An 11720-nucleotide genomic window follows, 5' to 3' on the forward strand; every position below is an offset into this window, starting at 1 on the left:
GCCTACCCGTGCCGCGCGGGTGAGGCGGACACGTCGTCACGGCGACGTTGACGCAGGAACGGCTGCTCGGTGACGGTGGCGCGCAGGCGCCAGGTCGGCTCGCCGGCGATCCCGCCGGCTCCCGGCCCGCCCCAGTCCACCGTCACCTCGGCGCCGAGCGGCAGGTTCCGGTCGAGGCGGGCGTTGCTGATCAGCCGCCGCAACGTCGGGCTGTAGGTGACCGCGCTGGCCCAGCCGACCTGCCGGTCGCCTTCGCGGGTGCGCAGGTACTGCATCCGGAACTGGCCCCACGGCAGATCGGGCGGCGGCGGTGCGGGCGCGTCGCGGAACTGCGCGGCGAACAGCTCGCCGACGTCGTCGGAGTTCCACAGCAGCCCGCGGAAAACCCTTGCCGGGCCACCGGAATCGGCTTCGCGGGCCAGCGCGTCGCGGCCCGGGAACGCGCGGGCGGCGCCGCCGCGGTCGAGGTCCACGGTGTAGCCCCAGCCGACCTCGGCCGGCGTGACGAGGTGCTCGGTGAGGTCCTGGCCGAAGACCTCGAACTCCTCCGGCGTGATCCACAGCTTCGCGAAGCGTGGCAGCCGTTCGCGGCTGAAGCGGTCGGGCAGGAAGTCCCTGATGATCGTGGGCATGTTCGACTCGGTGTGGCCGATCAGCTGGGCTTTGAACCCGAGCTCGCGCAGGCCCACCGCGGAGCCGGCCTCGCGCACCGCGCGCCACAGCTCGTGGGCTCGGCCGGTTTCGGTGCGCAGGAACAGTTCGTAGCCGAGCTCACCGGTCACGCCCTGGCGCTGCACGATCAGCTCGGTGCCGGCGAACTCCAGCCGGCGCCAGCGGGAGAACCCGAGATCGTGGAGGCCGGCGGCCAGGACGTCCTCCAGCACCTCGAGCGACCGCGGGCCCTGCACGGCGAAGCACGTCCAGTCGGCGGTCTGGTCCTCGAGGTGCACGTCGAGCCCCAGGCGCTCGTGCTGCACCCCGAGCCAGAACTGGGCGCCGGACTGGGTGAACAGGTAGTCCTGCTCGCCGAGCTTGAGCGTCAGCCCTTCGATGGCGATCTTCCCGGCCTCGCTCGTCATCGGCGTGAACAGGGTCTGCCCGACCGCACACCGCGTCGGGTCCTTCACCGACACGCGGTCGAGGAACTCCGTCGCGTCCGGCCCGGTGACGCGGACCTTGTTGAGCCAGCTCCAGTCCCCGATCACCGCGGCCGTGCGCAGCGCGCGGTTCTCGCGCCACCAGCGCGTGTACTCGTAGCCGACCAGGAACCCGCCGTTGAGGTGCGCCCAGGTGCTGCTCGTGTTCGTCTCGTCCTGCGCCGGTGCCCCCGGCGAGCCGAGGTACGGCCGCTCCTGGAACGCCAGCTTCCGGTACTGGTTCGCGAGGCGGTACTGCTCGCGGACGTCTGCGTGCTCCATCGCTCGCCTCTTCTCTCGGTCGCCGACCACCGAGACATTAGACTCGCGAAACGACGGTCGTCAACATGAGTGTCTAGCTTTGGTGCGAACCCACGAGCGTGAGGGCGTCGGCGGTGGTGTGGAAAGTCGCCGACGATGCCCGGTCGGGCGAGAACCCGGCGATGATCTCCCGCACGCGTGCCGTCGCGGGCTCGGCCAGCCCGTCGTAGAGCGCGGCGAACAGCTCACGGGCCTCACGCTGCGGCCACCCCGCGGGCAGCAGCGCGCGGGGCAGATCGGGGTCGACCCCGGGGAACTCGCGCCAGACGTCGATGACCGCCGTCCGAGCCACGAGCGCGGCGGCGGGTTCCAGTTCGGGGATCCGGTCGCGCAGCGGGGTGAAGCGGGCGAGGAAATCGTCGTACCGCTCGCGCAGCGCCTGCAGATCCCACGCCCCCGAGGGATCCCCGCCCGGAACCAGCGCGGACGAGCGTCCGATGAGGACAGTCGCGCTCGCCACCCCGAGCTCCGCCAGCAGCCCGGCGGCGTCCGCCTCCCGATCCCCCGGCGCCACCCACACCGCGTCGAACACCGCGGCGAAACCCAGCCAGCTCAACCGGGTCCGCAGGCTCGCGCGCGTCGTCCGCTGATCTTCCGGGAGCGAGAACGCCACCAGGGTCCAGCTCCCGTCCCACTCGACGGCCGAGGTCGCGAAGGTGAAGATGCGTTCGGTGCCGGCGTCGAGGACATCCATCGCTTCCGTGGTCAGGGCGTAGCTGGTGCGCCGCCCCTCCTTGCGCGAGACGAGCAGGCCGCGCCGGCCGAGGCGGCTCAGCGCCGCGCGCGCGTTGGGCTCGGTCACGCCGAACTCGCCCAGCAACGCGACCAGCGCCGTGGACGGGAGCTGGGCGTCCTGCGGGTACCAGTGGTCGCCGAGCAACGTCAGCAACAGGTGCTGGGGCCGCGACGCCACCGCGTCGCACTCGGCGCGAAGCCGCTCACCCACGGGGGTCGGTTGCGAGATCACCGCCCCAGACTAAGTGCCGCGTCCTCCGTCGGCGTGGCTGCCGGCGCCCGGGCCCGGGGCGTTCACGACGCGGACGGTGTCGGGAAACTCACCGGATCCGCGGCGTGAATGGCCGATGAGAATACGGAGAGAAACGCCGTGATCGGATCGCTTTTCACCGGGATCGGCTCATCCCGAACCGAACCGGGCGGGCGGTTCGGAAACACCGCGTCCGCATTCGAGTAGGGTGACCGCGTTCGAGCTGTGGTGATTTCGAGAAAGGCTGACCCGAGGGTGACCGAACCACTGGTGCCACTGGACGAATCGTGGTCGACCGCGCTGGCGTTCGCCGCGCACCCGGACGACCTCGAGTACGGCACGGCCTCGGCCGTCGCCCGCTGGACCGCCCAGGGCAAGCGCGTCGTCTACTGCCTGGCGACGAGCGGCGAGGCCGGCATCGACGCCATCGACCCCGCCGTCGCCGGACCGCTGCGCGAAGCCGAAGAGCGCGCCGGCGCGGCGGTCGTCGGCGTCGACCTCGTGGAGTTCCTCGGTTACCCGGACGGCGTCCTCGAATACGGGCTCCCGCTGCGCCGCGACATCGCCCGGGCCCTCCGCCGGCACCGCCCCGACGTCGTCGTGACCGGCAACTACCACGATCGCTGGGGCCCGGGCGCCCCCAACCAGGCCGACCACATCGCGCTGGGCCGCGCCGTGCTGGACGGCGCCCGCGATGCCGGCAACCGCTGGATCTTCCGCGAACTGCTCGACGAAGGCCTCGATCCATGGCAGGTGCGGCAGATCATCGTCACCAACAGCCCCGAATCCACCCACGGCGTCGACACGACGGACTTCCTCGACCACGGCGTCGCCTCCCTCGAAGCGCACGTCGAGTACCTGCGCGGCATCGGCCCCGGCGACATGGCGTCGCCCCGGGAGTTCCTCGAAGCCTCCGGGGCCGAGACCGGCCTGCGGATGGGTGTGCGGTTCGCCGTCCCCGCCGAGATCATCGTGCTCTGACCCGGGCCGCGCGCGGTCGCGTACCGACCACTTGGTCATGAGTATTGACCAGCTGTTCGGAAAGCGCCCGATCGGACGCAGCCGGTGACGTTTTCCCGGTGGGGCGAAAAAGTGAGCACTGCACACCGGGAACGTCTTCGTCGTCTCCGTACGCGGAGGGGTCCGCCGGCTTTCCCGGCGGACCCCTCCGTGCTCACTTCAGGTGCCGGGCGAAGAACCGGTTGCCGGCTTCACCCTCGAACTGCGGGACGCCGGTGTGCCCGCCCATGTTGGCGTGCAGCGTCTTCTCCTTCGAGCCGAAGGCGTCGAACAGGTCCAGGGCGAGCTGCCGGTCGTTGCCCTCGTCGTCCCACTGCAGCAGGACGTGCAGCGGAATGGTGACCTGCCGCGCCTCCTCGACGATGCTGCGGGGCACGAAACTCCCCGCGAACAGCACGGCGGCGGCGAGGCGCGGTTCGACCACGGCCAGCCGCACCCCGAGGGCGATCACGCCGCCCGCGAGCCCGACCGGGCCGCGGATCCCGGGCAGCGCGAGCAGGGCGTCCAGCGCGGCCTGCCATTCCGGGACCGCCTGCTCGGCCAGCGGCAGGACCAGCCGGTCGACGATCTCCTCCAGGGGCTCCCCCGTCCCCAACGCCCGGCGCAGGTCGGCGCGCGCCTGCTCGGCGACGGCGGATCGGGGCCGGTCGCCGCTTCCGGGCAGCTCGAGGGTGGCCGCGGCGTAGCCTTCGGCGACGGAGCCGCGGGCCCGCGCCACCAGCCGCGGGTACATCTTGCGCAGCCCGCCGGGGTGGCCGAGCAGGATCAGCGGCGCGGGCTCGGTTGCGGACCCTGGCGTCCACAGGATGCCGGGGACGTCGCCGAGGGTGAACTCACGTTCGAGGACGCCGTCGTCGAGGCGTTGTTCGGCGGTGAATCGCATGGTCGTGCCTTTCGGGAGTGCTCGTGAAACGGCGCTCCCGGGCGGCCTACCGCCCGACCGTGACCCCTGAGGGGAGCACCCATGTCGTTGCGTCCACGGGTACCACCTCCTCGGTCTCTCGCACGGCTCCCGGCAAGCTAGCAGCGGCCGCCGCGGTCCGCCAGCGAGTTTCGTTCACTGCGCGGGCCTGGTGGCCCGTTCGACGAGCTCCAGGACGTGTTCGTACCGGTGCCCGGTCGCCCTGGTCATGCCGAGCTCGCACGTGCGGTTGCAGGAGACGTGGGCGTCGAAGGGGCCGGCGTCGGCGAGCTCCCGGGCCTGGCGCGCGGTGGCCGAAGCCGTCAGCTCGGGGTGCAGCAGACCGCGGTCGCCGGCGAAGCCGCAGCACCCCCACTCCTCGGGCACGGTCACGGTGCCGGCCACGGCCGCGGTGACCTCGCGCAACGCGCCGGACAGCCCCATCCGCGTGGCCGAACACGTCGGGTGCAGGGCCACGGCGGCGACCGGGGCGGTGATCGTGAGGCGGCCGAGCACCTCGTCGCGCACGAACTCGACGGCGTCGACCACCCGGATCTCCCGGAACCGCTCCGGCCCGCGTTCGATCAGGTGCCGCAGCCCTTCGGTGCACGAGGACGCGTCGCCGATGACCGGGATCCGGCCGTTGTCCGTGGCGGCCCACAGCGCCGGCAGCACCCGCCGCGCCATCTCCTCGTAGCCCCGCTCCAGGCCCTTGGACTTCCACGGCGTGCCGCAGCACAACGACGCCGGTCCGTCCGGGGTCGTGAGGCGGATCCCCGCGCGCTCGCACAGGGTCCGCAGCGCCGCCGCGACGCCGGGCTCCACGCCGCCGAACATGGTGCCGGTGCACGACGCGAACAGCACCGCGTCGGCGTTCCCGGTCACGGACTCGGTGCGACGCCGGCCGCCGCGCGGCAGCTCCGACGACCACAGCGGGACCGCATCGGTGCTCCCGGCCTTGCGGGCCAGCTCGTTCGCGCCGAGGACCACGCGCTCCGGAAGCTTGGCCGCGGTGGTGAGCGCGGTCGCGGCCGCGCGCGTCGCGCCGTCCCAGTGCCGCGCGGCGCCGGCCCAGATCGCCGAGGTGGCCCGGCCGGCGCCTTCGGCCCGGAGCCGTTTCATCAGGTCGCCGGTGTTGATCGTCACCGGGCAGGAGGTCTGGCACATGCCGTCGACGGCGCAGGTCTGCACCGCGTCGTACTCGTACTCGGCCCGCAGCTGAGCGAGCGCGGCCGTGTCCCCGGCCTCGCGGGCCCGCTCGATCTCCCGGCGCAGCACGATGCGCTGGCGCGGGGTGGTGGTCAGGTCGCGGCTCGGGCAGACGGGTTCGCAGAAGCCGCATTCCACGCAGCGGTCGACTTCTTCCTCCACCTGTGGCGAAGCCTTCAGGTTGCGCAGGTGCCCGCCCGGGTCCTCGGCGATGAGGACACCCGGGTTGAGCAGATCCCGCGGGTCGCACAGCCGCTTGATCTCGCGCATGACGTCGTAGAGCTCGTCGCCGTACTGGCGGCGGACGAACGGGGCCATCATCCGGCCGGTGCCGTGCTCGGCCTTCAGCGAGCCGCCGTGGCCGAGCACGAGGTCGACCATGTCGTCGGTGAAGGCCGCGAACCGGTCCAGCGGCCGGCCGTCGCCGAGCCGTTCGGTGAGCATGAAGTGGATGTTGCCGTCCTTGGCGTGGCCGAAGATCACGCTGTCGCGGTAGCCGTGGCGGTCGAACAGGCCCGTGAGCGACTCGCACGTCGGCAGCAGCTCGGGCACCGGTACGACGATGTCCTCCAGCAACGCCGTCGTGCCGGCCGGGCGGGCCCCGGCGATCATGGCGTACAGGCCTTTGCGGACGTGCCAGTGGCCGGCCCGCGTCGCCGGGTCCGCGGACAGCACCGCAGGCGCCGTGGTCGGCAGCGCCGCCAGGACCGCGCCGGCACCCCCGGCCATTTCGTCCACTTCGTCGGCCGTACCGGCCTGGTACTCGACGAGCAACGCCGCGTGCCGGTCGACCGCTAGGTCGCGCAGCACCGCGGTCGCCTGCGCGTCGCGCTGGCCCACGCGGATCGAGGTCGCGTCGAGCAGCTCGATCGTCGCCGGCCCGGTGGCGACCAGCGCCGGCAACGCCCCGGTGGCCCCGGCGAGGTCGTCGAAGACCAGCAGGCCGGTGCGCGCGTGCCCGTGCAACGGCACCGTGCGCAGCACCACCGACGCGATGAACGCCAGCGTGCCCTCGCTGCCGACCGCCAGGTGGGCCAGGATGTCGGCCGGCTCGGTGTGGTCGAGCAGCGAATTGAGGCCGTAGCCCATGGTGTTCTTCATCGAGAACTGCTGCTCGACCCGTTTGCGCAGCGTCGCGTCACCCCGAACCCGGTCACGCAACCGGCCCAGTCCGGCGTGCAGCTCGGGCTCCGCGGCGCGCAGCCGGCCGTCCGCGTCGGGCTTGCCCGTGTCCACGACCGTGCCGGACGGCAGCACGAGCACGATCGACTCGAGCGTGGCGTAGCTGTTGGCCCAGGTGCCGCAGGCCATGCCGCTGGAGTTGTTCGCGACCACGCCCCCGACGGTGCACGCGACCTCGCTCGCCGGGTCGGGCCCCAGCTTGCGCCCCCACCGCGCGAGACGTGCGTTGACCTGCCGGATCGTGGCCCCGGGGCCCACCCGTACGCGCTCGCCGTCGTCGAGCACCTCGACGTCACGGAAGTGGCGCCGGGTATCCACGAGCACCCCGTCCGTCCCGCCCTGCCCCGACAGGCTCGTCCCCCCGGACCGGAACCCGATCGCCACCCCGGCCGCCCTCGCGGCGGCGAACAACCGCCCCACCTCGTCCGCGCTGCTCGCCCTCACCACCGCCCTCGGCGTGAGCATGAAGTGCGACGCGTCGTGCGCATGGGCCAGCCGGTCGGTCAACCGCCGCCCGACTCGTCCGGGGTCCCCGGTCGCGGCGGCCAGCAGGTCGAGCAGGTCGGCTTCGCCGCTGGTGGTGACGGCTTGCCCGGTGGCGGTCATGGGCTGATCCTCGTCGATCGTGCGTGTCGTGGCGCGTTCAGCGCGGCCGAGATCGCCCGGCTCGCTGATCCAGGTTCACGCTCGGCGCCGCCCCGGGCAAGGGACAGCTGCGGAGATGTCCACCACCTGATACGCGGCGCTAGGACGCCGCCGCAGCGGTACCCGCCGGAGCCGGGAAACCGCCCACCGCCCGCTCATACGCGTGCGCGACCCGCAAAACCATCGCGTCGTCGAACCGCTTGCCGATGATCATCATCCCCGCGGGCAGCCCGTCCACCAGCCCGGCCGGAACGCTGCACGCGGGATGGCCGGTCACATCGAACGGCGCCGTGTTGCCGATCATCGACAAGGCCGTGTCCAGGTAGTCGGCGAGCGACACGTCCGGTGCCGGCAGCTCCCGCGCGACATACGGCAGCGTCGGCATGACGAGGACGTCGTACTCGCCCAGAGCGGCGTCGTAGGCCGCCCGCAGTTCGTAGGAAAGGTTGCGCGCCATGGCGTAGTACTTGCCGCCGCCGAGTTCGAAGGTGTAGCGGCCCGAGAGGCCGACGAGCTGCACCGTCTTCGACAGGTCGCGGCCGCGCGCGAGGCGGCCCCGGGCGTAGTGCGCGATCAGCTCCGGGTCGTACTGGCCCCAGGTCCCCATTCCGTACCCGTGGCCGTCGATCATCTGGTAGGCGGCGCCTTCGGTCGCGATCACGTTCCACACCGCCATGGCGTCGGTGTGCCACGGGACCGAGACCTCGTCCGCGGTCAGCCCGGCCGACCGCAGCACCTCCACCGCGTCCCGGACCACGTCGTCGACGCCGGTCTGCGAAACGGGCGTGCCGAACCCTTCCCGCACCACACCCACGCGCAGACCGGAGGCACTCTCGCGCAGAGCGGCGACGTAGTCGACCGGGTCGAGGACCGTCGGCTGCCGGGAGTCGTAGCCGTCGACTCCGGCCAGCACACCCAGCATCAGCGCGGCGTCGTCCACCGTGCGCGTCATCGGCCCCAGGTGGTCGATGGTCTGCTCGATCGGGAACGCACCGGTGTAGGGCACCAGCCCGTACGTCGGCTTGTGGCCCACGATCCCGGTGAACGACGCCGGGATCCGCACCGAGCCGCCCTGGTCCCCGCCCACCGCCAGATCGACGTCGCCGTTCGCCACCAGCGCCGCGCTGCCGCTCGACGAGCCACCCGCGTTGCGCGAAAGATCCCACGGGTTGCGCACCGGCCCCGGCCACGACGTGAAACTGCCCCCGGAGAAACACAGGTCTTCGCACGTCGACTTGCCGGCGATCGTCGCGCCCGCGGCGAGCAGCCGGCGCACCACCGTGGCGTCCCGCCTCGGCACGAAGCCTTCCATCGACGCCGAACCGTTGACCATCGGCACCCCCGCCACGGCGACGTTGTCCTTCACCGCGACCGTCCGCCCCGCCAGCGGGCCTTCCGCCGTCTCGGTGATCGCCGTCCGCACCGACCACGCGTTGAGCGGATTGTCCACCGGCAGCGCCGACTCCCGCACCGGCACCTCGGGCCACGACCGCCCGTAGAGCCGCTCGACCTCCTCCGACGCCGCCAGCGTCCCCTCGACCGCCGGGACGAACTCCCCGATCTCGGCGTCGGTCAGGTCGAATCCGTAACGCTGAGACAGCTGGGCGAGCCTTGCCGCATCGGGCACCGGAATGGCCATGACCGCTCCTTCGAGGTCGGCGATGGCGTCGAACCTAGGGACGATCCGACGACACGTCAACGAATGCCGATCTCCGCGGTCCGCGTGCACTGCCCTTGCGGTTCGTCCCTGGTCGCGTCATCTTCGGTTCGCACAGGTGATGCACGTCCGCGTCGCCGGCAGGGCGGCGAGGCGGCCTTCGGAGATCGGGCCGCCGCAGCGTTCGCAGACCTCGTAGACGCCCGCCAGCACTCGTTCGGCGGCCTGGCCGAGTGCCGCGAGTTCGTCCTGGGCCTGCCGCAGCAAGGCCTGGACCTGCGCGCGCTCGAACGCGATGGTGGCGCCTTCCGGGTCGTGTTCGTCGTCGCCGCTGCTGAACTCCGAGGCCGCCACGATCTCGTTCCACTGCCGTGCGAGCGCCGAGGCCCGTCGCGAGGTCTCGGCTTGTGCCCTTTCGATCAGCTCCATCGCGGCGCGCTCGTCCATGACGCGACCATCCTCCCTGTCACCGTCATCCTCGAGCAGAATCCCGTGCGCCCGCTACTCCCCCGCGTTCACGACGGCCGGAGGACCGGCCACTGCCGCCCGCCCGCTTGCCCCTACGGCGAAAGCTCCTGCGGGTGGGTGGCCAGTGCCTCGACGGTCACGTCCATCCACTTCCACATCGGCAGCGAGGCGAGCGCGTCGTGCAGTGCGGTCGGGTCTTCGGCCTCGTACAGGCCGACGGTCGCGTTGCGGCCGGGCACCCGCCACAGCCGTTTGAGCACCCCGGCGGCGCGCAACTCGTGTGCGCGCTCGCGTTCGGCCTTGCGCAGCCGCTCCCGGAGCTCGTCCGGGGTGTCGGGCGGCAGCAGGTTCTCGGTGCGGACCAGGAATTCCAACAGTTCCTCCGGTGGGCTACGACTTCGCGATCGAGAGCAGGCGGTCCGCGAGCTCGCCGGGCGCGGTCACCATGGCCTCGTGCCCCGTGGCGATCTCGTGCACGGGCCAGCCGCGGCTCACGGCCCGCTCCGCGTGGGCGCGGAACACCCGCATCCAGTCCGTGCACTCGACGAACTCCGCGGGCACACGCTCGCCCGCGCCGGTGAGCCGCAGCGGCTCGGTGTAGGTGAGCCACGGCTGCGGCGTCAGGCGCGGGCCGAGCCACGCCAGGTCGGCCTCGTCCGTCACGCCGAGCACGGTCAGGGACCGCACGGGGACGAGCCAGCCGAAGCCCGGGCCGGCCACCGACTCGCGGTAGTGCCCGGCCACCTGCTCGGGCAGCAGGTCGATGGCGGCTTCGCCGTCGCGGCCGGCGAACGCGTCGAGGTACACCCGCTTGGCGAGGCGCTCGGGCACCCGATCGGCGACACCGGTGACCACCTGCCCGGCGTAGCTGTGCCCGACCAGCACGACGTCGCTGAGGTCGTGTGCTTCGAGCAGCCCGACGACGTCCTGGACGTGCGTGCCGAGCCCCACCGCGGGGCTGAGCAGGTGGGCGCGGTCGCTGAGCCCGGTCAGCGTCGGTGCGAAGACCTCGTGGCCCGCCGAGCGCAGCGCGGGGGCCACCCGCCGCCAGGCCCAGCCCCCGTGCCACGCTCCGTGCAGCAGGACGAACGCGGTCATGCGGGTGCTCCCCCGTTCTCGAACAGCGCCAGCGCGGCCGCGGTGTTGGACGCCGGCACGTGGTAGGTCTCGTGGATCCGCGTGATCCGCTCGTCCATCGCGCCGCGCATCACCAGCCACATGATCAGCTCGATGCCCTCCGTGCCGGCCTGGGCGACGTATTCCTCCCGAGTGAGCCGCGCCAGCGCCTCCGGGTCGGTCTCGATCTTCTCCAGGAACATGCGGTCGAACGGCGTGTTGATCAGACCCGCGCGGGCACCGGCCAGCTGGTGCGACATGCCGCCGGTGCCGAACACCGCGACACCGAGATCCTCCGGGAACGACCGGATCGCGCGGCCGATCGCCTGCCCCAGCGCGTAGCAGCGGGCGGCCGTGGGCTGCGGGTGCCGGATGACGTTGACCAGCACGGGCACCACCGGGCACGGCCACCGCTCCCCCGGATCCGGGCAGTACACCGACAGCGGCACGGTGAGGCCGTGGTCGACGTCGAGGCCGTGGAAGGTCGCGATGTCGAAGGAGTCGTCGACGAGCCGGCGGACGAGGTGCTCACTCAGCTCCGGCGCGCCGACGACCGGTGGCACCGGGCGGCGGCCCCAGCCCTCGTCGGCCACTTCGTAGGAGTCCGCGGTGCCGACCGCGAAGGTCGGGATCAGGTCGAGGTCGAGTGCGTTGGCGTGGTCGTTGTACACGATCACCGCGACGTCCGGCCGGTGCCCGGCCATCCACTCCCGGGCCGGGGCGTACCCGTCGAACAACGGTTTCCAGTACGGCTCGGCGGTTTTGCCGTTGTCCATCGCGGCGCCGATCGACGGCACGTGCGAAGTCGCGAGGCCCCAGATCACCCTAGCCAAATTTCCGCCCTCCCGATCGCATCGCCTCGGCGAACTCCTCGGCCGTCATCCCGGTGAACACCCCGCCGAGGTACTGCATGGACTTCCCGTCCAGCATCGCCAGTTTGTAGGTGTAGAAGACGGATCCGCCGAGCTCGAGCATCCCGGTCCAGTCCCGTTCGAGGATCGCCTTCTTCTGCTCCGGCGACAGGCCGAACTCGTCGCAGTAGGCCGATTCGTCCTAGGTGAACCGCCGCCGGTTGCGTTC

General features: G+C 72.1%; 10 protein-coding genes and 1 pseudogene. 1 reads left to right on the plus strand and 10 read right to left on the minus strand.

The window, feature by feature from the left end:
* Positions 1-2: 2 nt before the first annotated feature.
* Both ACFY1H_RS26170 and ACFY1H_RS26175 read right to left on the minus strand, forming a co-directional pair.
* On the minus strand, positions 3-1418 hold the full coding sequence (locus ACFY1H_RS26170; protein ID WP_366582317.1) for a hypothetical protein: 1416 nt from the start codon (positions 1416-1418) through the stop codon (positions 3-5).
* A gap of 73 nt (positions 1419-1491) precedes the next feature.
* Positions 1492-2424, minus strand: a complete 933-nt coding sequence (locus tag ACFY1H_RS26175) for a PaaX family transcriptional regulator C-terminal domain-containing protein (RefSeq protein WP_366582318.1) — start codon at positions 2422-2424, stop codon at positions 1492-1494.
* A 273-nt stretch (positions 2425-2697) separates the two neighbouring features.
* Here ACFY1H_RS26175 and ACFY1H_RS26180 point away from each other — a divergent pair, with 273 nt between their 5' ends.
* On the plus strand, positions 2698-3423 hold the full coding sequence (locus tag ACFY1H_RS26180; RefSeq protein ID WP_386950436.1) for a PIG-L deacetylase family protein: 726 nt from the start codon (positions 2698-2700) through the stop codon (positions 3421-3423).
* 193 nt (positions 3424-3616) lie between these two features.
* On the opposite strand, the gene ACFY1H_RS26185 is transcribed toward ACFY1H_RS26180, so the two are convergent.
* The 8 genes and pseudogenes from ACFY1H_RS26185 to ACFY1H_RS26220 all read right to left on the minus strand — a co-directional run.
* Positions 3617-4345: an alpha/beta hydrolase gene (locus tag ACFY1H_RS26185; protein WP_386950439.1), complete on the minus strand. Its 729-nt coding sequence runs from the start codon at positions 4343-4345 to the stop codon at positions 3617-3619.
* 174 nt (positions 4346-4519) lie between these two features.
* Complete coding sequence (locus ACFY1H_RS26190; protein WP_386950442.1) at positions 4520-7360, minus strand: FAD-binding and (Fe-S)-binding domain-containing protein; 2841 nt, start codon at positions 7358-7360, stop codon at positions 4520-4522.
* A 139-nt stretch (positions 7361-7499) separates the two neighbouring features.
* Positions 7500-9038, minus strand: coding sequence for an amidase (locus ACFY1H_RS26195; RefSeq protein ID WP_386950445.1), 1539 nt, complete (start codon positions 9036-9038; stop codon positions 7500-7502).
* A gap of 117 nt (positions 9039-9155) precedes the next feature.
* A complete protein-coding gene (locus tag ACFY1H_RS26200) occupies positions 9156-9503 on the minus strand; it encodes a TraR/DksA C4-type zinc finger protein (protein ID WP_366589978.1) in 348 nt (115 codons plus the stop codon).
* Positions 9504-9616: 113 nt separating this feature from the next.
* Positions 9617-9898: a muconolactone Delta-isomerase family protein gene (locus tag ACFY1H_RS26205; RefSeq protein WP_386950448.1), complete on the minus strand. Its 282-nt coding sequence runs from the start codon at positions 9896-9898 to the stop codon at positions 9617-9619.
* Between the two features lie 16 nt (positions 9899-9914).
* Positions 9915-10622: an alpha/beta fold hydrolase gene (locus tag ACFY1H_RS26210; RefSeq protein WP_386950451.1), complete on the minus strand. Its 708-nt coding sequence runs from the start codon at positions 10620-10622 to the stop codon at positions 9915-9917.
* A complete protein-coding gene (locus tag ACFY1H_RS26215; RefSeq protein WP_366589972.1) occupies positions 10619-11473 on the minus strand; it encodes a class III extradiol dioxygenase subunit beta in 855 nt (284 codons plus the stop codon). The genes ACFY1H_RS26210 and ACFY1H_RS26215 overlap by 4 nt, the downstream gene beginning before the upstream one ends.
* A pseudogene (locus ACFY1H_RS26220) lies at positions 11466-11681 on the minus strand (protocatechuate 3,4-dioxygenase); the annotation flags it as partial. The pseudogene ACFY1H_RS26220 and the gene ACFY1H_RS26215, both read right to left, overlap by 8 nt.
* Positions 11682-11720: the final 39 nt, after the last annotated feature.

Source organism: Amycolatopsis sp. NPDC001319 (assembly GCF_042896185.1).
Taxonomy (GTDB): domain Bacteria; phylum Actinomycetota; class Actinomycetes; order Mycobacteriales; family Pseudonocardiaceae; genus Amycolatopsis.

Excerpts from the sequence above, each read along its gene's own strand:
- ACFY1H_RS26170 (WP_366582317.1), bottom strand. The coding sequence starts at position 1,418 with ATGGAGCACGCAGACGTCCGCGAGCAGTACCGCCTCGCGAACCAGTAC.
- ACFY1H_RS26185 (WP_386950439.1), bottom strand. The coding sequence starts at position 4,345 with ATGCGATTCACCGCCGAACAACGCCTCGACGACGGCGTCCTCGAACGT.
- ACFY1H_RS26190 (WP_386950442.1), bottom strand. The coding sequence starts at position 7,360 with ATGACCGCCACCGGGCAAGCCGTCACCACCAGCGGCGAAGCCGACCTG.
- ACFY1H_RS26195 (WP_386950445.1), bottom strand. The coding sequence starts at position 9,038 with ATGGCCATTCCGGTGCCCGATGCGGCAAGGCTCGCCCAGCTGTCTCAG.
- ACFY1H_RS26200 (WP_366589978.1), bottom strand. The coding sequence starts at position 9,503 with ATGGACGAGCGCGCCGCGATGGAGCTGATCGAAAGGGCACAAGCCGAG.
- ACFY1H_RS26210 (WP_386950451.1), bottom strand. The coding sequence starts at position 10,622 with ATGACCGCGTTCGTCCTGCTGCACGGAGCGTGGCACGGGGGCTGGGCC.